This window comes from Shewanella sp. M16, assembly GCF_018224605.1.
In the GTDB taxonomy this organism is placed as follows: domain Bacteria; phylum Pseudomonadota; class Gammaproteobacteria; order Enterobacterales; family Shewanellaceae; genus Shewanella; species Shewanella oncorhynchi.
The window spans coordinates 1-25,166 of record NZ_JAGTUL010000021.1 but is presented as its reverse complement, the minus strand read 5'-3'; the positions used below and the strand labels follow the sequence as shown (position 1 = coordinate 25,166).

The window sequence follows — 25,166 nt, the reverse complement described above, 5'->3', positions numbered from 1 at the left end:
CCCTAACAGGATGATTTCGATATTGAAAGTCGCGTAATGATTCGTTACATATCGCCATTCGTGAAGGTGAAGATATAGGATGAGTGAGTAGGCTTTTACTTGCTTAGTGCTAGGGTACTTGATCCCAAATACCAGACATAAAAATAACCGCTGCTATGGCTTCACTTTGCTCGGTAAAAACATCTTCTCCCCAACAGTTTTGTCCACGTTCTTGGTAATAAACATGAAAGGTACTGAGCATAGGTGTTCGAATGCAATACCAACCATCGAAGGTATTCTTAGCAAAATTGACCCAATACTGCGCATCAGCAGCTTGGATTTGCTGAATGAGTAATTCATTTTGCGATAGCAAGGCCACAAGCTCATTCTGGGTGGTTATTTGATGCTCGGCTTTTATAGCCTCGAGAAGATTTTTAAGTTTTATCATGGGATCTTTTTCATTCATCGAGAGTATCTACATCACTTTTAACGAATGGCCGCGGAGATGGAGGATTGGATTAATGCTTCAAAAATATCTGTTTGCCCGGCAGGAATAAGCTGCCTGTGAATTTCGCGGCGTTTCGCACTGTCGAATAAACGCTCCGCAACCCAACCCGTTAAATAGAGTGAGGAAAGGCAGCCGCCCGCAGTGGCAATATTGCCATTAATCACGAGGGCGCAGTCTTCTACATCGACGCCCATGGCAACTAAGGCAGGTTTTGCATCGGGGTGAGTCGTTGCCGAGAGATTGTCGAGTAGCCCTAATTTGGCAAAGAAGAATGACCCCGCGCAGATACTGCCAAGCAATTGTCGTGTGGGATCTAATTTAAGGGCGGACATAAACTCAGTATCAGCAAGTGCCGCAGGTACGCCTTTGTAACCACTGCTGAATAATACCACGTCGGCATCAGCGACTTCGGCCACATGACCATCGGTTGCAACCGTCATCCCCAAGCTTGATATGTGGCTAGGTTTGGTCCCGAGTACTTTTACTGTCCAATCGGTTTTTGTACGGCCGAGAATATCGCGCATTAAGAAGAAATCGATATCGGTAAATTCATCAAATATAACAATCGCAATCTGGTACATAAGCTTTCCTCTGGCTTTGTGCGGATAGTTTTTAGGTGTTATTTTGGCATTGTTTAATATATACAATTAGTTAGTGTTTTATAGGACTTAAGGTATTCGTTCCGCATCCTTATCACGAACAGCAATGAGCTATAGCCTACAATTTGGCGCGTATTATCGCTTTTTCAAGAGGTCATTTGCTCAAATCTAATGAGTTAATCAGGTAATTCATATCTAATGAATGAGTTGTGCAATTGACTAGGATTAGCTCTCAAGTCGCAGCGTTAACTAATTGCTAGATAAACAAAAAGCTCAGAATTATCTTCTGAGCTTTAATATATAAAACTTGAGCAGTGATGTTAAGAAGCAAAGCTAAACTGAACGCTTAAAACACCATTTCTGGTACATGCTCTGGCACGATTAATTTACCGGCGGTTTTGCTGACGATTTCTTCGACGCTGACGCCTGGCGCGCGCTCTAACAAATGAAATGCGCCATCTTTGATTTCGATAAAGGCTAAATCTGTGACGACGCGTTTAATGCAGCCGTAACCGGTTAGTGGCAATTCGCACACGGGTAGCAGCTTAGAATTGCCGTATTTATCGGCGTGCATCATAGTCACGATAATGTTTTCGGCGCCGGCGACTAAATCCATCGCGCCGCCCATGCCTTTGATGAGTTTGCCTGGGATCATCCACGAGGCGATAGAACCATTGACATCGACTTCAAAGGCGCCGAGTACGGTTAAATCCACATGGCCGCCACGGATCATGGCAAAGCTTTCCGCCGATGAGAAAAACGAGGCGCCTTTCACTGCGGTAACGGTTTGTTTACCTGCGTTGATTAAATCTGGGTCGATGGCGTCTTCGGTCGGGAATTCGCCCATGCCGAGTAGGCCGTTTTCCGATTGCAACATGACTTCCATGCCTTCGGGAATGTAGTTGGCCACCAGTGTTGGAATGCCAATGCCGAGGTTGACGTAGTAGCCATCTTTTAATTCTTTGGCGACGCGCTGAGCCAGTTGTTCTCTTGATAATGCCATGATATCTATCCTTTCTATTTGGCTTTGACGCTTTGGCCTTTACTCTTAGGTTTTTACCCTTAGTTTTTACTTTAGGGAGCTAAGTGCCAATTGCGTTAACTGTGTTTCAAGGTTTTGCCAGCGCCTTTTATTTCGCGGCTTTTACCGTGCGCTGCTCGATACGTTTCTCGAACGTGCCTTGAATAACCCGGTCAACATAGATGCCCGGCGTGTGGATATGATCTGGATCTAGCTCGCCCGGCTCAACAATAAACTCGGCTTCAACCACAGTGATTTTGCCTGCGGTTGCCATCATAGGATTAAAGTTGGCGGCGGTTTTACGGAACACCAAATTACCCATGGTATCGGCTTTCCATGCGCGCACTAAGGCAAAATCTGCGGTCAGCGACTCTTCTAATACGTAATGGCGACCTTTGATTTCGCGGGTTTCTTTGCCATCAGCGACTGGCGTGCCGTAGCCTGTAGCGGTGAAAAATGCCGGAATACCTGCGCCGCCTGCGCGGATCTTTTCCGCCAGCGTGCCTTGGGGCGTTAAAATCACGTTCAGTTCGCCAGAGAGCATTTGCTGTTCAAAGGTGGCATTTTCACCCACGTAAGAGGCGATCATAGTGGCGATTTGGCGATGTTTTAACAGTAAGCCAAGGCCGAAATCGTCAACGCCAGCGTTGTTTGATATCGCCGTTAAGCCGTTAACGCCCATCTTAACCATTTGATTGATTAAGCCTTCTGGAATGCCGCATAGGCCAAAGCCGCCGACCATAATGGTCATGTCGTCCGATAAGCCTGCTAACGCTTCTTCATAGCTGCTGACGACTTTATTGAGTCCTGCCATTGTGATGTCCTTTTATGCTTTAGAAAACGCGCGGGAAATAACGCGCGTTTTTAATAACAGTTGTTGGTGTAGTTAATTATTTTTGTTCTATTTTGCTAACAGGGCAGTGGCCACTTTCGAACCGTTGTTGCGATTTAACTGTGTGCTGATCGCTTGCCCTGCTAACGCGAGTTTTGGTAAATCGATACCCGTTTCGAATCCCATGCCGTGCAGCATATACACTAAGTCTTCGGTGGCAAGATTGCCCGATGCGCCTTTGGCATAGGGGCAGCCGCCAAGACCTGCAACCGAGGAGTCAAACACCCGTACACCTAAGTCTAAGCAGGCCAAAATGTTAGCTAATGCTTGGCCATAGGTGTCGTGAAAGTGTAGCGCCAGTTTCTCAATAGGCACTCGTTCACTCACAGTTTGCAGCATTCTACGGGCTTTTGGCGGCGTGCCTACACCGATAGTGTCACCGAGTGATATTTCGTAACAGCCCATTTTGTAAAGGATTTCAGACACGCGGGCCACTTCACTGACCGCTATCTCACCTTCGTAGGGGCAGCCGAGCACGCAGGACACATAGCCGCGCACCGGAATATTGTGCGCTTTTGCTAATTCCATCAAAGGGATAAAGCGTTCAATCGACTCTTCTATCGAGCAGTTGATATTGCGCTGACTAAAGCTTTGTGAGGCGGCGCCAAATATTGCCACCTCACTCGCTTTTGCATCCAGTGCTAGTTCAAAGCCTTTAACGTTGGGTGTGAGAGCGCTATACACCACGCCGCTTTGACGCTGTATTTGCTTGAGCACATCGGCAGAATCGGCCATTTGTGGCACCCATTTAGGTGACACAAAGCTGCCTGCTTCGATACGCTTAAGCCCCGCACTTGCCAGCGATTCAATCAAGGCGATTTTAGCTGCCGTCGGCACTGCGACTTCGTTTTGCAGGCCGTCGCGTGCGCCCATCTCGAAAATGCTGACCCTGTCTTTGGCGTTCGCTGCTTGGCTTAGATTGGCTAACGACATCTTAGGCTTCCTTGATCGCGGTTGGCTCGTTTGTCTCTAACGGCTCAACGTTAAGCAAGGTTGCGCCATCGGTGACCAGCTCGCCCGCTTTAAAGTAGAACTCAGTGACTATGCCATCAAAGGGGGCTTCGATGGTGTATTCCATCTTCATGGCTTCCATCACTAGCAAACCTTGGCCCGATTTCACTTGTGTGCCGACATCGACTAAATGGGTCACTACCGTGCCGTTCATGGGCGCTTTTAACTTATCAGCATTGCTGGCTTGTTCTTCGACCACGAGTGTTTGCACTGCTTTGAAGTGGTAACTGCCAGAGGATAAAAACAGCGTAAAGTCATCACCTTGGGCGCTAACCGGCACTTTACTCTTATGGCCGTTGATTTCGGCGAGCAGTAAGTCTTGTTTCAACTCGCCATTGAGCAACCAATCTTGGCCGTGCAGCGGTAGCTGATACATGCCGCCTAAATCGAGCATCACTAACTGCTGCAATTCATGGGCATCATCGAGTAGGGCAATATTGTGCTGGCTGCAGCTGTTGAGTCTAAAGCCGCTGACTTGACCCCAAGGAGAGTAAGGATCGGCGCTGTTGATCGCTTGCGCTTTGGCGGCTTCTTTACGGGCAAGCACTTGATACAGCGCGGCAAAGGCAAGGGCAGTGTCGGCTTCGCTTGACGCTGTACCAATTAAGGTGTCGCCATAACGGCCAATAAAGTCAGTGCTAAAGTCGGCATTGGCAAACGCTGGGTGCTCGGCAATATTCGCCAAAAACTCAATGTTGTGCTTAAGACCGCTGATTTGATACGATTCTAACGCATGCACTAAACGTTGCAGGGCGCGCGGACGTGATTCATCCCACACAATAAGCTTGGCAATCATAGGATCGTAGAAGTTACTGATCACATCATTTTCGCGAATACCCGAATCGATACGCACGTATTTGCTTTGCTCGGGTTCACGCAAAAAGTTGAGTTTACCGCTGGCGGGTAAAAACTCATTTTGTGGATCTTCGGCATAAATTCGCACTTCAAAAGAATGGCCGTGAATACGCACTTCATCTTGCTTAAGGGGCAGTGGCTGACCACTGGCGACCATCAATTGCCATTTCACTAAATCTTGGCCTGTGACCATCTCAGTCACTGGATGCTCAACCTGCAGACGGGTGTTCATCTCCATGAAATAGAAGCTATTGTCTGTGTCGAGCAGAAACTCCACAGTGCCTGCGCCAACATAATCGATGGCTTTGGCTGCCGCGACGGCCGCTTCACCCATTTGGGTGCGCAGTGCATCGCTTAAACCGGGCGCAGGCGCCTCTTCGACCACTTTTTGGTGGCGACGTTGAATCGAACAATCGCGATCCGATAAGTAAATCGCGTTGCCAAAGGTGTCGGCAAACACTTGCACTTCGACGTGGCGCGGCTGGCGTAAATAACGCTCCATCAATAACTTATCGTTACCAAAAGAAGAGGCCGCTTCACGGCGCGCCGAGTTAACGGCTTCCATGATTTCGCCTTCATTCTCGACGATACGCATGCCTTTACCGCCGCCGCCATAAGCCGCTTTAATCAGCATAGGGAAGCCGATTTTCAGTGCCTCCGCTTTTAAGGTCGCATCGGTTTGGTCATCGCCGTGGTAACCCGGCACTAAGGGCACATTTGCCGCCGTCATAATAGATTTGGCGGCGCTTTTGCTGCCCATGGCATCGATAGCATCACTGCCTGGGCCAACAAATGCGATGCCTGCTGCTTCACATTTACGGGCAAAGTCGGCGTTTTCAGATAAGAAACCATAACCAGGGTGAATGGCTTGGGCGCCGGCTTTTTTGGCGATGTCGATAATCAAATCGCCCTTTAAATAGGAGTCTGCCGGCGCACTGCCGCCTAGATAGAAAGATTCGTCGGCCATGGCGACATGGCGCGCTTCTTTATCGGCATCGGAATATAGGGCAACGGTGCGAACGCCCATGGCATGGGCCGTTTTGATGATGCGACAGGCGATTTCACCGCGGTTAGCAATTAATAGTTTAGTAAACATGTGCTTGGTCAACATCAAAGGGCTCCTTGGGTATCACTTGGCTTTTGCATGGGCTTGGAGGGCGTTGAGTGTGCTTGTTGCCAGTTAGGCTGACGTTTCTCAAAAAAGGCGTTTAAGCCTTCTTGGCCCTCGGTCGATACCCGAATGCGGGCGATACGCTCGCTAGTGTATTCAATGGTTTTTTGGTCTATCACGCCGTCTTCAAGATGCGACAGCAGTGTTTTTACCCATGCCATGCCTTGCGGGCTGTTGGCTAGCAACGCGTCAATCATAGGCTTTGCGGCGGCGTCTAAGTCATCGCTGATCTCATGAATGACGTTAAGCTTTAATGCGGTTTCTGCACTAAAACGCTCGGCGGTCAGCATGTAGCGGCGCGATGCACGGTTACCCATAGCGCGGGCAACGTAAGGGCTAATTACCGCAGGAATTAATCCGAGTTTTACTTCGCTTAAGCAAAAGCTGGCGCGCGTCGTGGCGATAGCGATATCGCAGGCGCAAATCAGCCCCAGTGCGCCGCCAAAGGCTGCGCCTTGCACTAATGCAATGGTGGGTTTTGGAAAGGTATCTAAATCCTGCATCAGTTTTGCTAAGGCTTTGGCATCATTTAGATTTTGCTCAAAGTCCATTTTGGCTTGTTTGCGCATCCAATTGAGATCGGCGCCGGCGCTGAAGTTTTTGCCGTTTGCTTTGAGTACCAGCACTTGGCATTGCTTGTGCTCAGCAAAATAGCTAAGGACGCTAATCATCTCGCTAATCATCACTTCATCGAAGGCGTTGTGTACTTCTGCTCGGTCAAGAATAAGCTCGGCAACGCCGTTATTGAGTGAGTAACTCACGTGCTGCAAGTTGCTTAATTCCTGTGGCGTTATTGGTAAATTTGTCATAACTGTTTCCCTATCTTATTGATTTGCTGTGTATACGTATGGTTTACATACGGAACACACCAAAGCGGGTGTCTTCGATAGGGGCATTTAATGCCGCCGATAGCGCAAGGCCGACCACATCGCGGGTTTGCGCTGGGTCAATAATGCCGTCATCCCATAAACGGGCGCTGGCATGATACGGATGACCTTCTTTATCGTACTGGGCGACAATCGGCGCTTTAAAGGCTTTTTCATCCTCAAGTGACCACTCTTCACCTTTACGGGCTAAACCGTCGCGACGCACTGTGGCGAGAACGCCTGCGGCTTGCTCTCCGCCCATCACAGAAATACGGGCGTTAGGCCACATCCACATCATGGTCGGTTCGAACGCACGGCCACACATGCCGTAGTTACCCGCGCCGTAGCTGCCGCCAATAATCACAGTGAATTTAGGTACATTGGCACAAGAAACCGCGGTCACCATCTTAGCGCCGTGTTTGGCTATACCTTCGTGTTCGTACTTTTTACCCACCATAAAGCCGGTGATATTTTGCAGGAACAGCAGTGGAATTTTGCGCTGGCAGCACAGTTCGATAAAGTGCGCGCCTTTTTGCGCCGACTCAGAGAACAGAATGCCGTTGTTGGCGACAATGCCGACTGGGTAGCCGTGAATACGGGCAAAACCGCATACTAAGGTTGCGCCATAGTTGGCTTTAAACTCATCAAAATCAGAATCATCGACGATACGGGCGATCACTTCCTTGACATCAAAGGGCTTTTTCAAATCAGTGCCGACAATGCCATACAGTTCGCTAATGTCGAACTTTGGCGGTTTGACAGGACTTAAGAGTGATTTGATTTCTTTTTGATGATTCAGGCGTGATACCGCGCGGCGGGCAAGCTCTAACGCGTGCTCATCGTTTTGGGCTAAATGATCCGCTACGCCGGAAATTTTAGTGTGTACTTCGGCGCCGCCGAGTTCTTCGGCGCTGACTTCTTCACCAGTGGCCGCTTTGACTAATGGCGGGCCTGCTAAGAAGATAGTGCCTTGATCTTTTACGATAATCGATTCATCCGCCATGGCCGGCACATAGGCGCCGCCTGCGGTACATAAGCCCATCACCACTGCAATTTGCGGTATGCCTTTAGCGGACATTTGCGCTTGATTGTAAAAGATGCGGCCGAAATGGTCGCGGTCGGGGAAAACTTCATCTTGGCGGGGCAGGTTAGCGCCGCCCGAGTCGACTAAATAGATACAAGGCAAGTGACAACGGCTCGCAATATCTTGTGCGCGTAGGTGTTTTTTAACGGTAATCGGGTAGTAAGTGCCGCCTTTAACTGTAGCGTCGTTGGCGATGATCATGCATTCGACACCACTCACACGGCCGATACCAGCGATAATGCCCGCTGCGGGCACTTCCTCGTCATAGACTTCAAACGCCGCAAATTGCGACAGTTCTAAAAAGGGCGAGCCTGCATCAAGCAGCTTTTCAACCCGCTGACGTGGCAGTAATTTACCGCGGGATAAATGGCGCTCTAGCGCCACAGGGCCGCCACCGAGTTCGATTTTATTGAGTTTAGTTTTAAGATCGGCCACTAGGGCGGCCATATCGTCTGATTTTGCTTTAAATTCATCGCTACGGGCGTTGATACGACTGCTTAATTGCGTCACTTTGATTGTCCTTATAAAGCGGAAACTCGGTATCACCTTGCTCGAATGGGTGGCGCAAACTGTAAGTTACAGTGAGGTGCTACCCATTCACTTGTGAGAGATTATTTAAACTCGCGTTATTTCGACTCATTGAACAGTTCGCGGCCAATCAGCATGCGGCGAATTTCTGAGGTGCCGGCGCCGATTTCATACAGCTTGGCATCACGCAGTAAGCGGCCTGTGGCGTATTCGTTGACATAGCCATTGCCGCCTAGCAGTTGAATGGCATCCAGTGCCATTTTGGTGGCGAGTTCTGCGCTATAAAGAATGGCGCCTGCAGCATCTTTACGGGTGGTTTCACCGCGATCGCAGGATTTTGCCACGTTATAGACATAGGATTTGGCGGCATTCATGCCTGTGTACATGTCGGCTAACTTGCCTTGCACTAGTTGGAATTCACCAATCGATTTACCAAATTGCTCACGCTCGTGGATGTAAGGCACAACGATATCCATACAGGCATTCATGATCCCCAGCGGACCGCCAGACAGTACGACGCGCTCGTAATCTAGGCCGCTCATCAGCACTTTTACGCCGTTATTGAGGCCGCCTAAAATGTTTTCTTCTGGTACTTCTACATCTTCAAACACCAGTTCGCAGGTGTTAGAGCCGCGCATGCCGAGTTTGTCGAGCTTTTGCGCTTGGCTAAAACCTTTCGAATCACGTTCAACGATAAAGGCGGTAATACCGTGTGCGCCTTTGGTTAAGTCGGTTTTCGCGTAAATGACATAGGTGTGTGCATCTGGACCGTTAGTGATCCACATTTTGTTGCCGTTTAAGATGAATCGGTCGCCTTCTTTACGGGCATGTAGCTTCATCGAAACCACGTCAGAACCTGCGTTTGGCTCACTCATGGCCAGCGCGCCAATATGCTCACCGCTCACCAGTTTTGGCAGGTACTTGGCTTTTTGCGCTGCATTACCGTTACGGTTGATTTGATTGACACACAGGTTTGAGTGGGCGCCGTAACTTAGGCCGATAGAAGCGGATGCGCGGGAGATTTCTTCCATTGCGACGACGTGGGCTAGGTAGCCCATGTTTGCGCCGCCGAACTCTTCGGGTACCGTTACTCCGAGCAGTCCCATTCCTCCAAGCACAGGCCAAAGTTCATTGGGAAAGGCATTGTCGTGATCCACTTTCGCGGCAATTGGGGCGATTTCATTCGCGGCAAAATCCTGCACTGTATCGCGCAGCATATCGACGTCTTCGCCTAGGCCAAAATTCAGACTTGTGTAGAGAGAGTTCATTGCTTGTGTCCTTTCAGATGTTCTAATTTCAGATTGTTATAGTTTTTATGATTTTTAGGTGCTTGAGTCTTTTAAATCTTGTACTTAAATCTGTAGTCGTTATCGCCATCAAATTGATTTGATTTTGTGTCAACGGGGGTTTAGGCTTTTGCCGTTTTGTTATCTTCTAAGGCTAAACGGCACTGCTGCTCGGCGGAATTGAGTTCCATCAATACGACTTTGATGTCGTCCATTTGCTGTTGTAGTGCGGACTTCTTTTCTTCCACTAGCGCCAGCATGGTATTGAGCTGTGAGGTGCTGCTCTTGTCGGCATCGTATAATTCGAACAAACGACGGGTTTCTGCCAAAGAAAAGCCCAAGCGTTTACCGCGAAGAATGAGCTTGAGACGCACCCTGTCTTTGAGGCTATAAATACGGGTTTGGCCGCGGCGTTTAGGTTTAAGCAAACCTTGGTCTTCGTAAAAACGAATACTACGAGTAGTGATATCAAACTCTTTTGAGAGATCACTGATCGAGTAAGTCGTTTGTGGTGTGTTCGTTGCGCTCATTCATGCACCCTAAATAATCAGTTTTAAGCAAGATATATGAAGTTTACGTAAAGGTAAAGATTTTGGCTTTTATTCTGTTGCTATAAAAGTGTCAATCCCAATTGCCATAAGCTTGTGCAGCGAGATTAAAACGTGTGCTTTAAATTAGTGTTCTCACATAAAACCACAAATATCTTCTGGTTATAGGCTAACGTCTAATAGTGGGCTTTAGACCTCCTTGCTAATAATAGAAGCAGGAAGGGGTAGTTATTGCGGCTGACGATGTGAGTCGCAGTCCTGATTGGAGGACATATGTTGACCGAACAGCAAAATGCATCTGTAGCGCAAGCCACAAATCAAAAACAGAACCAACAAAAACATCAAGCGTTGCACCAAGCATCCTTGCTTAATAAAGCCGAATTCTGGGGAGAAGCGGCGAAGACGCTCGATTGGATTAAGCCGGCGCAAACGGTGCTCGATGAATCGCAGGCGCCGTTTTATCATTGGTTCGCCGATGGTGAGATGAACACTTGTTATAACGCCGTTGACCGCCATGTGTTGGCTGGACGCGGTGACCAAGTGGCTATCCAGTATGTGAGTCCTGTTACTGATACGGAATACGGCATTAGCTACGGGGAGTTACAGGCTCAAGTGAGCCGACTCGCGGGCTTTATGCAATCTATTGGTATAGGGAAGGGCGACCGTGTGGTGATTTATATGCCTATGGTGCCGGAAACCGCTTTCGCTATGCTGGCCTGTGCCCGCATAGGTGCGATTCATTCGGTGGTTTTTGGTGGTTTTGCCGCCAATGAACTCGCGACTCGGATTAACGATGCCAAGCCTAAATTAGTCTTGTCGGCATCTTGCGGCATTGAGCCTTCGGGCGTCATTCCTTATAAGCCTTTACTAGACAAAGCATTGGAACATGCTGTTCATCAGGTGGAGCATTGCCTGATTTTAAATCGCAGCCAGTATCAAGCCGATTTGCAGGAGGGCCGTGACTTAGATTGGCAAGCCGCATTAGCGACTGCACCTAAGGCCGATTGTGTTTCTCTTAAGGCCACAGATCCCTTGTATGTGCTTTATACCTCAGGCACCACGGGTCAGCCTAAAGGTGTGGTGCGCGATAATGGTGGTCATGCAGTGGCACTGGCTTGGTCGATGCAGCATATTTACGATATTCAAGCGGGTGATGTGTTTTGGGCTGCGTCCGATGTGGGCTGGGTTGTGGGTCATTCTTACATAGTGTACGGACCGCTGCTGGTGGGCGCTACAACCTTAATGTATGAAGGCAAACCTGTGGGAACGCCAGATCCCGGCGCATTTTGGCGCACGATTGCCAAATATAAGGTCAAAAGTTTCTTCACCGCGCCGACGGCTATTCGCGCAATCAAGCGTGAAGATCCTGATGGTGAATATCTACAAGGTGTTGATTTAAATTGTCTTAAAAATGTGTTTTTGGCGGGGGAGCGTTGCGATCCCGATACCTTAGTTTGGGCACACACTAAGCTCGCTAAACCTGTTATTGATCACTGGTGGCAAACCGAAACGGGCTGGCCTGTCGCAGCAAATTTGATGGGCACAGCGCCGGTTACCATTAAACCAGGTTCGCCAGCTTTACCTGTGCCGGGTTATGCGGTTGAAGTGCTAGACGAATTAGGTGAGCAAGTTGCGGCCAATACTTCAGGTAATGTGGTTATTAAATTGCCTCTACCGCCGGGAACCTTAACGACACTGTGGCAAAATGATCAACGCTATCAAGATAGTTACTTGTCTATGTATCCGGGTTATTACTTAACTGGCGATGCGGGTTATACTGATGAAGACGGCTATCTCTACATTATGAGTCGTATCGATGACATCATAAACGTGGCGGGGCACAGGCTATCGACGGGACGCTTCGAAGAAGTGTTATGTCAACACCCTGATGTGGCCGAAGCCGCGGTAATTGGGGTAGATGATGCGCTTAAGGGCCAAGTTCCCCTCGGATTAGTGGTACTCAAGAAAGGCGTGACGATCAGTGATGAAGAGCTGCATAAACAGTTAATAACCTTGGTACGCCAAGAAATTGGTCCCGTCGCCTCCTTTAGGTTAGTGAGTGCGATTCAAAAATTACCTAAAACGCGCTCGGGTAAAATTTTACGCGGTACTATGCGAAAAATTGCCGATAATCAGCAATATACTGCGCCAGCGACCATAGAAGATCCACAGACCTTAGAGTTAGTGCGTACCGCGCTCACTCGCATGGGTTATGCCGATGCCTTAGTGTAAGAAATAGAGCGTAAAGGCTTTTATAGAAAGAGTGTAAAGGTCTTATAGAGAGTTGAAATATCAAGGCGATAGTAAACTGACCAAGCTTGCTATCGCCTTTTTGCGCATGGCATTTCTTATTTCGGCAAAATCAAAGATTGAAATTTTCACCTCAAATTTGCTAGTCTTGCAGGCTCATCACGTACAGCTATCACGCACAATCATCACCTACAGTTTTACTGTAATCAAATGGCTTAGGGACGACTCTAAATACGCCTAATCTAACATGGGGACGACCCCTTTATGGGAGTTCACTATGAGTTGGTTCTTATTAGTTCTTGCGGGTTTATTTGAAATTGGTTGGGCTATAGGGCTTAAATATACCGACGGTTTTACGCGTTTGTGGCCAAGTATCTTTACAGTCGCGTCGATGGCAGTGAGTGTGTTGCTACTAGGACTCGCGGTTAAGCAGCTACCTATCGGTACGGCTTACGGCGTGTGGGTTGGTATTGGCGCTATGGGCACCGCAATTGCGGGAATTATCCTCTTAGGAGAAGGCGTTAGCTTACTTAAAATCGCCAGTTTGATACTGATATTACTGGGTGTTTTAGGGCTTAAACTTGCCCATTAATTGACGGTTCTACTAGGGCGTGTTGACGTTTCGAGATTAAATTTTGTTCGCTCTGGCAAGCTCGTGATCACGAAACGAGGAGTGACGTGTAGTTATTCTACTCAAATGACGAGTGACAAAGAGCAAGAGCTTGCCAGACGACCCCTTCGGGCAGCGTTTGGCCGGCGTTTCTGCTGCGTTATCACCCGTTTATGTAGAATAACTGCACTGCACGGGCTTTGCCTTGCATAAAAGCCAGCTAACTCGCTGCAAAAACAACCCTGAAACGTCAACACGCCCTAGATAAAATGAGACCTAAACGATTGGTACTTTCGGCACAATCGAAATTGCCAATCGTATGTCTCTGGTAATTAAGTTACAAAGATCGGTATAATTACCCCTCAAAATTGGTTAGCTCTAACCTCTGTGACCCGTGGGAATAATATAATGCAAAACCACAGCAATCTTAATGATATCGGCGTAATTGGCCTTGGTGTTATGGGTAAAAACCTTGCGCTAAACATCGCAGATAACCAATATCACGTCAGCGCGTTTGACCTCGATCCTGTTAAAGTTAATGGTGTAATACAGCAAGAAAAACAGGAACGTGCTGGACTCGAGTCTCGCATTCTTGGCTGTGCTAATCTTACCGAAATGTTAGCCAGTCTCACAAAACCCCGTATTTTTGTGCTTTCTGTTCCCGCGGGTGCACCCGTCGATGGTGTCTGTAGTGCTTTGATTTCTGCCGGAATTGAGTCCGATGATATTGTGATCGATACTGGTAACAGCCTATGGACTGACACTGTTGAGCGTGAAGCGCGCTACAAAGGGCAGTTTGTATTTTTCAGCTCTGCAGTTTCGGGCGGCGAAGTCGGTGCGCGTTTTGGACCCTCACTTATGCCTAGCGGTGATATCGATGCATGGCACCATGTTGCGCCGATTTGGAAAGCGATTGCCGCTAAGGTTGATGCGAGTACAGGTTTACCCATAGAGCGCTTTGAGCCGGGTAATCCCGTGACAGAAGGCGAGCCATGCACGACTTATATTGGTCCTGCGGGTTCTGGCCATTATGTGAAGATGGTGCATAACGGTATTGAATACGCTGACATGCAGTTGATTTGCGAAGCGTATCAAATGCTGCATGACGGTTTAGGCATGAGCGCTGCAGAAGTGGGCGATGTGTTTGAACGCTGGAACAAAGGCAGTTTAAACAGCTATTTGATGGGGATCAGTGCCGAAGTCTTAAAACAAGCCGATCCATTAACGGGTAAACCGCTGGTGGAAATGATCTTAGATAAAGCGGGCCAAAAAGGCACGGGTTTGTGGACGGCCGTGAGCAGTTTACAAATTGGCTGTCCGGCGCCGACGATTGCTGAAGCTGTGTATGCGCGCGCCGTAAGTACCCAAAAATCCTTACGTCTACAACTCAGCCAGAAATTGGCTGGGCCAAATGCACCTGTTATCGATGACGCACAAAAAGCACTGTTGATTGAAGCCCTTGAAAGCGCGTTATATTGCGCGAAAGTGTGTTGTTACGCCCAAGGCTTCCAGTTGATGGCGATGACGGCTCATGAACAAAAATGGCAGTTAGACTTTGCTGAAATTGCAAAAATTTGGCGTGCGGGTTGTATTATTCGCGCGACGTTCTTGCAATCAATCACTCAAGCCTATGAAGACAAATCTGATCTTAGCAATCTGTTGATGGCGGACAGTTTTGCGTCTGCCTTGTCTGAAAAGCAAGGCCTATGGCGTACCGCAGTCGCGACTGCGGTGATGCAAGGCATCCCAGCACCTTGTATTAGCTCAGCTCTGGCGTATTACGACAGTTACCGCTGCGAAACATTACCGGCAAACTTGCTCCAAGGTCAGCGTGATTTTTTCGGTTCCCATACATTTGAGCGTATCGATACCCCAGCCGGCGAGAAATATCACTTAGATTGGAGCGCCAAAGAGCGCACCTTAGCTAAGGTTTAATGTTCGTGAAAACTCGTATATAGTATTTTATAAAGACCCTCAATATTGAGGGTTTTTTTATGCTTGCACGAAATGACAATTAACTCATTAGCGCCAAAGATAATAGTTTATTTCCGCAATAGCCTATTACTTTTCGAGATTAACCTTATGCCTTGGGTTATAAAGTTAAATATGAGTCAGTAAGATCAAGTTGATGGATTCTAGTCTTCTGAGTATGGTTAGTGATTCTTATATGTATTCTCTCTTTTCAACCCGCCATAAGAATAGTTTTTTAATAATATTGCTGTTCGGCATTTAGACTAAGTATGTTTTTTCATACTTGCTTTAGCGTATTTATTTCTCACATTAATAGGTATTTCATGCTGTAAAATATGCATCTTTCGTAAAGATGTAACAATTTATTTTAAATTTTAAACATTCTACCAAATAGCTTTTATTTACTTAAATATTTATTGGTTTGACTTAATTTTTTGATTTTGTAGGTATTTATCTCATTTGCAAATGAGAGGTTAAGGCTGTTGCTATTTTTGTGCATGGATGCTTAGCTCACATTAAATCTACTTTTCTGTTTATTGTTGTTTTCATTTTGATTACTTGTGTGTTAAAAGATGTATCACCATCAAATGCTAATATTGGTTTTTTGGTGGTTAAATAATAACTAAAATAACAGTATTTAATGCGGATAAAAGGCGAGTGAATTCTAGCTATCCAATATTAAATTATAAGATGTAATGACAAGAAGGAATGTCTATCCATGCGTATGTCCATTGTTGCATTAAGCATCACGGCCGCCTTATTGGCAGGTTGTGGAAGTGACAAAAAGGCTCCAGAGCCAGTCGCTAAGATCAACACAGCACCAACAACTGCCGATATGACCATTGATGTGTCGCAGTCTCTATTATTTACTGGCAAATTAGATGCGACAGATGCCGAAGGCGGTTTGACTTACTCTTTAGTTGATCCAACTGATTTAAAACTAGGTACTTTGACTTTAGTTAATAAAAGTACCGGTGAATTTACTTATGCTTCCAATGCCAGTGAAGGCACTGATGTTGTCAGATTTAAAGTATCTGACGGTCAGTATCAAGCAGAGGGCACATTAACAATTCATATCAAAAATGGCGATCCCTTATATGCTTATCAATGGCATTTGAAAAACACAGGCCAGAATTCTTTTGCATTGAATCGTGGTATCGCTGGCGAAGACATGAATGTTAGTGAAGCAATTTCAAAGCAAGTTATGGGTCAAGGCATCACAGTTGCCGTTGTGGATGATGGCTTGGAAATTTCTCATCCCGATCTGGTCAATAATACTGTCAAGGGAGGATCGTATAATCTGATCACAGGTTCAGTTGATCCTACACCTTTTTCTGGTGAATCTGGTCACGGCACTGCAGTGGGCGGGATTATCGCAGCAGAAGGTTGGAACGGTATTGGTGGTCGTGGTGTCGCCCCAAAGGCACAACTAATTGGTTTTAACTTCTTAGATTCCGATCCGACAGGTAAAGTGACAAATGTTCAAACATTTGAAAATTTTACTAAATCACATGGCGCTAGTGCTTACAGCGACAGTGCGCGTGTTTTTAACCAAAGCTATGGTTACAGTGTTCCTTTCCCACACGGTTTTGATGAGGATGAGTCTGAGGTATATCGCGATGTGGCCACTCAGAGCTTTGATGGAAAAGGGAGTATTTTCGTTAAATCTGCAGGTAATGGTTATGACTATTACCGTTTCAGTACCTTTTGGCTTCCAGGTGATTATTTTTCTGCTACAGCCGAAAACCCTGCTAACCATGGATTACCTTTCCATAATTCAAACATGTCCAGTGATAATGCAAACGTCTACAACTTAGTCGTTAGTGCAATCAATGCTAAAGGCGTGTTATCGAGCTATTCATCTGTAGGTTCTAACATTTTTGTTACTGCACCTGGTGGTGAATACGGTGAAGATAACCCAGCAATAGTGACAACAGATCGTGTAGGTTGTGAGAATGGCTCTGCGATTGCAGAAGATCGCCCAAGTACGCCGTTCCATGGTGGATTACATCCTTTAAACTCAAATTGTGATTACACTTCAACGATGAACGGTACCTCATCAGCGGCACCAAATACTTCAGGTGCAGTCGCCGTGATCATGAGTGCAAATCCTGATTTGACTTGGCGTGATGTACGTCATGTTCTAGCCAAAACATCAACTAAAGTGAATGCTGATATTGCGACTAAAACCGTTACTATTGGTGAGGGTGAAGGTGCTCCAGAATATGCTGCTATTCCGGGATGGCAACAAAATGCTGCGGGTTATTCATTCCATAATTTTTATGGTTTCGGCCGAGTTAACGTAAGCGAAGCGGTAAAATTGGCTAAATCCTATGCAGAGGATTTAGGTGAATATGTGGTAACTGAATGGCAAGCGAGCCAAGAATTGGCAAAAGCTATTCCTGACGCAGACGTCAATGGTGTTAGTGATACTCAGATGGTAGCGGATGATTTAATCATTGAAGCTGTACAAATCGAGTTAACGGCAGATCACTTACGCCTACCGGATCTGGCTGTTGAGCTAATATCTCCAGCAGGAACGAAAAGTGTATTAATGACACCTTATAATGGTATGGTATATCAAGGTGTTATGGATAAAACAGATCCTGAAGATCTCATTACAGGCTTTGATGCAACGCCTATGCTGTCTAATGCTTTCTATGGTGAATCAGCTAAGGGAGAATGGACTATCAAGCTTATTGATGTGAATAGTGGTAGCTATAAATTTATCAAATATGATCAAGGTTATATCTCTATTCCTAATGAAGCTGATGGAAAACTAAAAGGTTGGTCAATTCGTTTCCATGGCCATGCTGCCAAGTCTGCATCTTAAGGAGTATTAAATGAAAGCGTTGAATTTATCATTAGTTGCAGTTGCTCTTACGTTATCTGCACAAGTTATGGCACATGACAAAGTTGATTTGGTTGACCCTCAAGGCGAAACAAAAGGGGTCACCGTGAGTCGTGCTGAGTTTTTAGGAACTGATACCCAGTATTACGTCAAAACTGACGCGGGCGTGAAGCAAGCAAAACAGTTGACGAAAGGGCAAAAAGTGGTAACTCAGTCTGGTAAGCCATTTGCAGAAATGACAGGAAAATTGGTTGTTAAGCTCAAACCTGGTGTTTCAGCTGCAGATTTTGCAAAAGCTCATGGCCTGAAAGTGGATTGGCAGAATAAGAGTAATTTACTCTTGTTAGCCGCTGAAGAAGGCACAGATCTCATCAGCTTAGTGAACGCTATTAAGGCGTCACCCGAAGTTGAACGAGCTAAGTTAGATCGTGCCATTGCCAAACAAGAAATACAGTAGTTTTTGTTTGATTTAAAAGGGCCAGTTGGCCCTTTTTACTTTTTAACTATGTAAGTTCATCAGCAGCAAAGGCGATCAGCTTTTGCCAGAGTGCTTGGGCGACGGGGCCTAAAGGTGAGTGGGGTTTTCGCATCACATAGTAATCGAGTTGAATGTTGTTTTGCCTTTCACGCAGATCCAGTGCAATCAACGCGCCCTGTTTGAGTGAATCTTCAATCATATAGTGCGGCAGCTTGCCCCAGCCCATACCACTTTGAATAAGCATTTTCTTAGTATAAAAATCATTAACATACCAACGTCGTTGCCCCGCCTGTACCCCAAACTCAATATTCGCAGTGCCTGAGCCTGTATCTTGGATCACGATTTGGTATTCATTAACGAGCTCTCGTGCGTAGGTCAGTGTCGGATGACGCTCAAGCATGCGCGGTGCTGCAACATCGAGAAGGCTACCGGAAAAAAGATAGGCTAATTCTAAATGGCTCGAACGTATGGGCTCAATTCCGCCTGCGGAGATGATGATTTCAGCTTTATCTTGATTCAGCGCTTCGAGTGCACCAGTTAAAAACTCTTGTTTGAGAATAATTTGGGTATAGGGAAACTCATTTTGAGTCAGCTCTAAAATCGGCAAAATTCGAGCGAGATTAAAGGAGGCTTCAAAAGCTAAGGTGATGCTTGCTTCGTTACCTTTGGCTAAATGCTTCGCTACTTGCTTCATTTCTTGCGCTTCATTCAGTACCCGCAGGGTATGTTGCAGCAGTTTTCGACCTTGCTCAGTGATGGCGAGTCGATAACCTTCGCGATTAAACAGGATAAGATCGAGTTGGGATTCTAACTGTTTGATACTTTGGCTAATGGCGGGTTGGGTTTTATGTAGCTTGTCACTGGCAGCTTTGAGTGAGCCCGCCTCAGCTACGGTTTTAAACATCAGCAGTTGGTCTAAGGTCACAAGGATTGCTCGCAAGTTATAAATTATTAGTTTATGAGATATTAGATTTTATTCCATATTTATTTATCTTTTATCGGCTCATAATCGATTCCATTCTCACTCGTCTTCTGCGAATTTATGCCCAAGACTGACGGCAAATATCACGTTTAATGGGGTGTGTGCGATGCGATTTTCAAACTTATGTGATACTAAGGGTTCAAGTATCAATGGCTTAGTTGCAGAGGTTGATACACAGAAGTTATTCCTTTGTGCCAATACACTCAATCGCGCCGCTGCAACCGTCACATTGGCGATGAGCATAGTGTTTTTCATCTCGGGATTTGCCAAGTTATTTAGCGTGTCTATGTTCCATGTTCCGTTTACTTTGATGAATCTTCCCACCGGATTTGGCTATTTTATTGGTTTGATGGAAGTGATTGGCGCCCTTGGGTTGTGTCTACGTGACTACCGAGTGCTATCGGCGAGCGGTTTACTGGCGATTATGTTGGGGGCGATTTATTTCCACTTTAACTATGAAGCGCCGATTAATGCACTGCCGGCATTGAGCTTATCGGCAGGACTCTTTCTGATTATTAAACTCGATGAAATTGTTGAGCGTTTAGTGCGATTTCAGCGGCAGTTGGTGCAGAGTCGTTCCGCATTTTAAGCGTGCATTGAAGTGTTATGTAGAACCGTGAGTTAAGTGAGAAATGCTGAGTTTAAAGCCAGTAGTACAGATATAAGTTAATCAACACGAGAGGATTATGATGCAAGTTAACGCGAGTCGTATGCCTGTGCTATTTGTGCCCCATGGTGGTGGCCCTATGCCTTTGCTCAATGATGTTAATCATAGGGAGTTGCGTGCATTTTTAACTTCAGTAACAGCGCCAATGCCCACTCCGAAGGCGATTGTGTTGATCACTGCCCATTGGGAAGAATCTGTGGTGACTTTGTCGAGTAGCCCAAAGCCAAGTATTTTGTATGATTACTATGGATTTCCACCTGAGGCTTATCAGCTGACATATCCTGCACCTGGTGAGCCAGAATTAGCCGCACAGATTGCGAATATGCTATCGGATAAGGGCATCACAGCCCGCTTAGATAGCGAACGCGCATTTGATCACGGTACTTTTGTACCACTTAAGTTGATGTATCCTGAGGCGAATATTCCCGTGGTGCAGATGTCGTTAGTCCACAGCCTCGATCCTAAAACCCATATAGCGATTGGGGAGGCTTTAGCGCCGCTGCGGGACCAAGGGGTGTTGATCGTGGGGTCTGGCATGTCGTTTCACAATATGCGGGCATTTTTCTCAAGCGATCTCACAGTGCAAAGCCGCAGTGCAGAATTTGATCATTGGTTGACGCAAACTTTAACGGCAAGTGATAGTGCTGCCGAGGTAAAAAAAGCGTTAACTCATTGGAAATCAGCCCCTGAAGCGCGTTTCAGTCATCCGCGGGAAGAACATTTATTACCGCTACATGTGTGTTTTGGTGCAGGCCATAATGGTTCATCCCATGCCGAACGCAACTTTAATGGTATTTTGTTAAACACGCTGATCTCTGGTTATATCTGGCAATAAATGGGGTAGGATTTCCCTCGTCGATAATAAGCCAAATTGAAGTTGTGCTGCGGCCAATAAAAAGGTTCGTATCTATCGAAGATATGAACCTTTTTATATTCAGCATTGAGCTGTGGTGTAGCATTAGCTTAGCGGATTTACTCTCATGCGGTAAAAACTAAACCCACGCTAAACAAGGTACTGAAAATCATGGTTAACTTAGCTGTACGGCCGAGTAACGGATTTAAGGCTTCACCAGAAACGGCATAAAAATCGCTACTGAGTTTGCGGGCAATAAGCAGAGATAATCCCGCAAGTAGTACTGGTAAACCGGGTAGGATACCGAATAAAAAGCCAGCGATGACTAGACCAAAGGGCAAATAGATTAAGGCTTGATAAAGCACTTTTGCATGAGCTTCGCCGATACGTACTGCTAGAGTATGCTTGCCAGCTTGGGTGTCGGTACGGATGTCGCGAGTGTTATTCACCAACATAATCGCAGCGTTAAATAAGCCAATCGCACAGCCTAATAACCAAGCATTAATAGTCGTATCGCCCGCCTGCAAATAATAACTGCCCACCACTGCAACTAAGCCAAAAAAGACAAATGCCGCTACTTCACCGAGCCCATGGGAGGCGAGGGGATAGGGGCCACCACTGTAGCCAAGAGCACCTAAAATAGCGGCTGCGGCGAGAATGGCGATGGGCCAGCCTCCGTGCCAAATCAGATATGATCCCACGGCAAGCGCCATTAAGAGACAAAATATCATGGCATTGCGAACGCTTGTTGGTGAAATTAACCCACTTTGAGTCACGCGAACGGGCCCTAAGCGCTCGTCTGTATCTATGCCGTTTTTAAAATCAAAATAGTCGTTAGCGAGGTTGACGGCGATTTGTAATAAGACAGCACACAACATTGAAGTGGCAGCGATTAACCAGCTGTAACTCTCAAGATGCAGGGCGAGAATGTTGCCTATCAGTAGGGGACCTATGGCCGCGGGTAGCGTACGGGGTCTTATTGCTAAAATCCAAGGATTCATGGCGTCCAGTCGTTATTGGTAAATGGAAATGGTACCGAGCAAGGGCTCAATTAGCGCATAGCATAACAAGATTTAACACGAAAGTGAGCACTATCTAATAAACGCATTTAACAGAGTTTGAATTGGCGCACATATGTTCACTGATGCAGGATGAGATTTGTCGTTAAGTTCAAAGAAAATCAAAAAAGTCTGTGTTTCCATAGTTAATGTTGATGGATGCTTTGTGCTGTCCATGACATAGGCGTAACGCTAAATACTCTGTTTAGTAGATAGCATAGGCGGTTGTTACCCTATGCTCGTTATTTTTTGCCGCTACAACAATGCCGATAAGGACATATTTGGATGCGTTTTGACAATAAAGTGGCATTAGTCACTGGGGCTGCGGCTGGGTTAGGTCGAGCGTATGCCATCATGTTGGCTGAACGGGGGGCAAAAGTGATACTCGTCGACCAGCCGTTATCGTCCTATGAGTCAATTTCCACCGACGGTGCTCTGACGAGCCAAGCCAACTTAGAATTAATGCAGACCTATTGCAGCATTATTAAACTCGGTGGAGATTGCATTTATTTTGTGCTTGATGTGAGTCAGCGAAATGAAGTGAATAGCATGATCGAAGAGGTGATCCTACGCTGGCATCGCATTGATATCTTGATTAATAACGCGGGCGTTTATGGTGCTTGTCCCTTTGAACACATTAAACTTGAGCAGTGGCAGCACCAATTGGATGTCGATCTCAATGGCAGCTTTTATCTCACTCAAGCTGTTTGGCCCTATATGCAACAACAGCATTTTGGCCGGATAATGATGACAACGGGAGTTTCGGCCTTGTTCGGTGACTTGCACCAAGTTGGTTTTAGTGCGAGCAAGATGGCGCTGGTCGGCATGGTGAATAGCTTATCATTAGAAGGTGAAATTCATAATATTCGAGTCAATAGCTTATGCCCTCAGGCCGTAACCGCGATGACGGCCAAACATTTAGCGAGTGCGATTCAGCCGCTATTTTCCTTTGAATCATTAACGGCTACTACGGCTTTCTTGGTGAGTGAACAGGCGCCAAATGGTCAACATCTACTCGCCGGAGCGGGCAGTGTTAGCCACGGCATGTTTGTCGAGTTTCAGCCTATGTATTTTAATGAAGGTCTTTTTACGCCAGATAACCTCGCGCAGCAGTGGCCACAGTTACACCAATCCTTCCCCGTGACTTTGCACTCCTGTGGAGAGGATAAAGTATTGTCTTGGTCTAAGTTAAGTGCACTAGAACATCACATTAAAATCGATTGATTCATCATGCTTGTATTTGAGCTAAGCCTGCATCTATAGCGATTTAAATGCAGTAAGTGGCTCAATAAATCCGTAAATGCTAACCACAATAAATAACATAGACACTCCAGCGTGCCTCGTTTAATTTCTCACCGTTGGAGTGATGATTTGATTGTGAATAATCGATAGAAGACTGGTCAGTTTAAGGCTAACTGAGTTACCCTTTAAGATTAATTGCTAATTACGCAGTAGGATCCCATGAGTCAGGTATTAGACGATCTTTTATCATTACTTTCCCTTGAGCAAATTGAAATTGGCCTCTTTCGTGGTCAAAGCCAAGATCTGGGTTTTGGGCATGTGTTTGGTGGTCAAGTGATGGGCCAAGCACTGAGCGCCGCAAAACAGACAGTAGCTGCTGAGCGTAAGATCCATTCATTACACTCCTACTTTTTACGTGCAGGTGACGAGAAGTTGCCGATTGTTTATGAAGTAGAAAATATGCGTGATGGCGGTAGTTTTAGCGCTCGTCGGGTTAGTGCTATTCAAAAAGGTCGCCCCATTTTTCATATGACCTGCTCCTTCCAAGAACCTGAGGAAGGCTTTAATCATCAAGCTATTATGCCGCAAGTGCCCGGACCTGAAGGTTTGTTGAATCAGCAGGAATTGGCGCTGACGATGCGGGATAAAGTACCGCCGAGCATACTTGAAAAGTTTATGGCCGATGCGCCAATTGAGATGCGATTGGTCAATCCACTGCACCCTTTTGCGCCTAAAGAAACCGAGCCGTACCGTTATGTTTGGATGAGGGCTAATGGTCCTATGCCAAATGATGCCCATATCCATGAATATTTACTCGCCTATGCCTCAGACTTTAACTTTTTAGTCACGGCAGCTCAGCCCCACGGTGTATCCTTCTTAAGTCCTGGGGTACGAATGGCGACGATCGACCATGCGATGTGGTTCCACCGCCCGATTAATATGGGAGAGTGGTTGCTTTACAGTATCGATAGCCCTAATGCTAGCGGTGGCAGAGGTTACGTCAGAGGGCAGTTTTTCAATCAACAAGGCGAGTTAATGGCTTCTTCTACTCAAGAAGGCCTGATACGCATGGTAAAAGGACGTTAGTATGTATCTGAAAATAAAATCGTTTATATTGTTCTCTCTCATGGCTGTCTTGCTCAATGGCTGTGTGACTGTAACACCTGAACAACCGATTATCATCAATGGCGCCGCTGGCTATCTAGAGAAGATCCCATTACCTCAAGGCTGCCAAATCATTATTGCCATTATTGATTTGAATACTCCAGGTGTCATCGTCGCACAAAAAACCTTCAATATCGCCAGAGCACCTGTGCCATTTAAATTTACATTGCCCGCTAAATCGATCGATAAAAGTATCCAATATGGCGTAGTGGCGATGATCAAGTTTCAAGACCAAGTGATCTTCCAAACCTATGACAGGTTCCCAGTTATCAATAATGATAAGTTCACGACAGAAGTGTTAATGAAGGCGGTGATGGCGAATTAACCACTGGCCACAACTGCAATAATATTGTTTTTATATTGATGAAGATTTAGCCCTTTCAATTCCATATTGAAAGGGCTTTTTTGTGATCATTAATCCGCTTGCTATGCTGTAAATGTGAGATTAAATATTAATTTGCTCTATAGAGGATTAAGAATATTAATGCATAAGTTAGTTGATTTTTATAAGGGATATCATTTTGTAAAATATTATACAAAAACAAAATGTATATATTTTGTTTGTTAAAGATATTTTTTTTTTTCTTAATTGTTTTTTAAAGGGTATTTTGATTTGTTTTTGAATCTATTGTTTTTTTTAAAAAGGATTTTTTATTTGCGGGGTTTTTTTCTGTTTAACATAAGGAAATTTT

General features: G+C 46.0%; 22 protein-coding genes. 10 read left to right on the top strand and 12 right to left on the bottom strand.

Annotated features, from left to right (window positions below):
• Positions 1 to 109: 109 nt before the first annotated feature.
• From KFE26_RS14740 to KFE26_RS14695, 10 genes are all read right to left on the bottom strand, one after another.
• Entirely contained in the window at positions 110 to 427 is a 318-nt protein-coding gene (locus KFE26_RS14740) for a cytoplasmic protein (RefSeq protein ID WP_212600851.1), read from the bottom strand.
• A 38-nt stretch (positions 428 to 465) separates the two neighbouring features.
• Positions 466 to 1,068, bottom strand: a complete 603-nt coding sequence (locus tag KFE26_RS14735) for a DJ-1/PfpI family protein (RefSeq protein WP_113940987.1) — start codon at positions 1,066 to 1,068, stop codon at positions 466 to 468.
• 364 nt (positions 1,069 to 1,432) lie between these two features.
• Complete coding sequence (locus KFE26_RS14730) at positions 1,433 to 2,089, bottom strand: 3-oxoacid CoA-transferase subunit B (RefSeq protein WP_173243940.1); 657 nt, start codon at positions 2,087 to 2,089, stop codon at positions 1,433 to 1,435.
• A gap of 127 nt (positions 2,090 to 2,216) precedes the next feature.
• On the bottom strand, positions 2,217 to 2,921 hold the full coding sequence (locus KFE26_RS14725) for a CoA transferase subunit A (RefSeq protein ID WP_105252046.1): 705 nt from the start codon (positions 2,919 to 2,921) through the stop codon (positions 2,217 to 2,219).
• An 87-nt stretch (positions 2,922 to 3,008) separates the two neighbouring features.
• Positions 3,009 to 3,932, bottom strand: coding sequence for a hydroxymethylglutaryl-CoA lyase (locus KFE26_RS14720; protein WP_212600850.1), 924 nt, complete (start codon positions 3,930 to 3,932; stop codon positions 3,009 to 3,011).
• Between the two features lies 1 nt (position 3,933).
• Positions 3,934 to 5,976: an acetyl/propionyl/methylcrotonyl-CoA carboxylase subunit alpha gene (locus KFE26_RS14715; protein WP_212600849.1), complete on the bottom strand. Its 2,043-nt coding sequence runs from the start codon at positions 5,974 to 5,976 to the stop codon at positions 3,934 to 3,936.
• Positions 5,976 to 6,845 (bottom strand): enoyl-CoA hydratase-related protein, encoded by an 870-nt coding sequence (locus tag KFE26_RS14710; RefSeq protein WP_212600848.1) that lies wholly within the window; start codon positions 6,843 to 6,845, stop codon positions 5,976 to 5,978. The genes KFE26_RS14715 and KFE26_RS14710 overlap by 1 nt, the downstream gene beginning before the upstream one ends.
• A 43-nt stretch (positions 6,846 to 6,888) precedes the next feature.
• On the bottom strand, positions 6,889 to 8,496 hold the full coding sequence (locus KFE26_RS14705; RefSeq protein WP_105252050.1) for a carboxyl transferase domain-containing protein: 1,608 nt from the start codon (positions 8,494 to 8,496) through the stop codon (positions 6,889 to 6,891).
• 116 nt (positions 8,497 to 8,612) lie between these two features.
• A complete protein-coding gene (locus tag KFE26_RS14700; RefSeq protein ID WP_212600847.1) occupies positions 8,613 to 9,782 on the bottom strand; it encodes an isovaleryl-CoA dehydrogenase in 1,170 nt (389 codons plus the stop codon).
• A 140-nt stretch (positions 9,783 to 9,922) separates the two neighbouring features.
• Positions 9,923 to 10,330: a MerR family transcriptional regulator gene (locus KFE26_RS14695; RefSeq protein ID WP_006082318.1), complete on the bottom strand. Its 408-nt coding sequence runs from the start codon at positions 10,328 to 10,330 to the stop codon at positions 9,923 to 9,925.
• 291 nt (positions 10,331 to 10,621) lie between these two features.
• Between KFE26_RS14695 and KFE26_RS14690 the strand changes: the two genes are divergently transcribed.
• The 5 genes from KFE26_RS14690 to KFE26_RS14670 all read left to right on the top strand — a co-directional run bounded on the left by KFE26_RS14690 (position 10,622) and on the right by KFE26_RS14670 (position 18,487).
• Positions 10,622 to 12,580 carry a propionyl-CoA synthetase gene (locus KFE26_RS14690; RefSeq protein WP_198573821.1) on the top strand — a complete coding sequence of 653 codons (1,959 nt, stop codon included), beginning with the start codon at positions 10,622 to 10,624 and terminating at the stop codon, positions 12,578 to 12,580.
• A 295-nt stretch (positions 12,581 to 12,875) separates the two neighbouring features.
• Complete coding sequence (sugE, locus tag KFE26_RS14685; RefSeq protein WP_028761104.1) at positions 12,876 to 13,190, top strand: quaternary ammonium compound efflux SMR transporter SugE; 315 nt, start codon at positions 12,876 to 12,878, stop codon at positions 13,188 to 13,190.
• Positions 13,191 to 13,616: 426 nt separating this feature from the next.
• Entirely contained in the window at positions 13,617 to 15,143 is a 1,527-nt protein-coding gene (gndA, locus tag KFE26_RS14680) for an NADP-dependent phosphogluconate dehydrogenase (protein ID WP_212600846.1), read from the top strand.
• Between the two features lie 754 nt (positions 15,144 to 15,897).
• A complete protein-coding gene (locus KFE26_RS14675) occupies positions 15,898 to 18,012 on the top strand; it encodes a S8 family serine peptidase (RefSeq protein WP_212600845.1) in 2,115 nt (704 codons plus the stop codon).
• Between the two features lie 10 nt (positions 18,013 to 18,022).
• Positions 18,023 to 18,487, top strand: a complete 465-nt coding sequence (locus KFE26_RS14670; protein WP_212600844.1) for a hypothetical protein — start codon at positions 18,023 to 18,025, stop codon at positions 18,485 to 18,487.
• A gap of 46 nt (positions 18,488 to 18,533) precedes the next feature.
• Here the strand turns inward: KFE26_RS14670 and KFE26_RS14665 are convergent, their stop codons facing one another.
• Positions 18,534 to 19,433 carry a LysR family transcriptional regulator gene (locus KFE26_RS14665; protein WP_212600843.1) on the bottom strand — a complete coding sequence of 300 codons (900 nt, stop codon included), beginning with the start codon at positions 19,431 to 19,433 and terminating at the stop codon, positions 18,534 to 18,536.
• Between the two features lie 163 nt (positions 19,434 to 19,596).
• Here KFE26_RS14665 and KFE26_RS14660 point away from each other — a divergent pair, with 163 nt between their 5' ends.
• Together KFE26_RS14660 and KFE26_RS14655 are read left to right on the top strand one after the other, a co-directional pair.
• On the top strand, positions 19,597 to 20,079 hold the full coding sequence (locus KFE26_RS14660) for a DoxX family protein (RefSeq protein ID WP_212600842.1): 483 nt from the start codon (positions 19,597 to 19,599) through the stop codon (positions 20,077 to 20,079).
• 97 nt (positions 20,080 to 20,176) lie between these two features.
• Positions 20,177 to 20,992, top strand: a complete 816-nt coding sequence (locus KFE26_RS14655) for a class III extradiol ring-cleavage dioxygenase (protein WP_212600841.1) — start codon at positions 20,177 to 20,179, stop codon at positions 20,990 to 20,992.
• A gap of 143 nt (positions 20,993 to 21,135) precedes the next feature.
• Here KFE26_RS14655 and KFE26_RS14650 read toward each other — a convergent pair whose 3' ends face one another.
• On the bottom strand, positions 21,136 to 22,011 hold the full coding sequence (locus tag KFE26_RS14650; protein WP_212600840.1) for a 1,4-dihydroxy-2-naphthoate polyprenyltransferase: 876 nt from the start codon (positions 22,009 to 22,011) through the stop codon (positions 21,136 to 21,138).
• Between the two features lie 342 nt (positions 22,012 to 22,353).
• Between KFE26_RS14650 and KFE26_RS14645 the strand changes: the two genes are divergently transcribed.
• The 3 genes from KFE26_RS14645 to KFE26_RS14635 all read left to right on the top strand — a co-directional run bounded on the left by KFE26_RS14645 (position 22,354) and on the right by KFE26_RS14635 (position 24,799).
• Positions 22,354 to 23,292, top strand: a complete 939-nt coding sequence (locus KFE26_RS14645; RefSeq protein WP_212600839.1) for an SDR family NAD(P)-dependent oxidoreductase — start codon at positions 22,354 to 22,356, stop codon at positions 23,290 to 23,292.
• A 237-nt stretch (positions 23,293 to 23,529) separates the two neighbouring features.
• The gene (tesB, locus tag KFE26_RS14640) at positions 23,530 to 24,396 is read left to right on the top strand and encodes an acyl-CoA thioesterase II (RefSeq protein WP_212600838.1); all 867 of its coding nucleotides are present in this window, start codon (positions 23,530 to 23,532) and stop codon (positions 24,394 to 24,396) included.
• A 1-nt stretch (position 24,397) separates the two neighbouring features.
• Positions 24,398 to 24,799 (top strand): YbaY family lipoprotein, encoded by a 402-nt coding sequence (locus tag KFE26_RS14635; RefSeq protein ID WP_131523152.1) that lies wholly within the window; start codon positions 24,398 to 24,400, stop codon positions 24,797 to 24,799.
• The last annotated feature ends 367 nt before the right edge of the window (positions 24,800 to 25,166 follow it).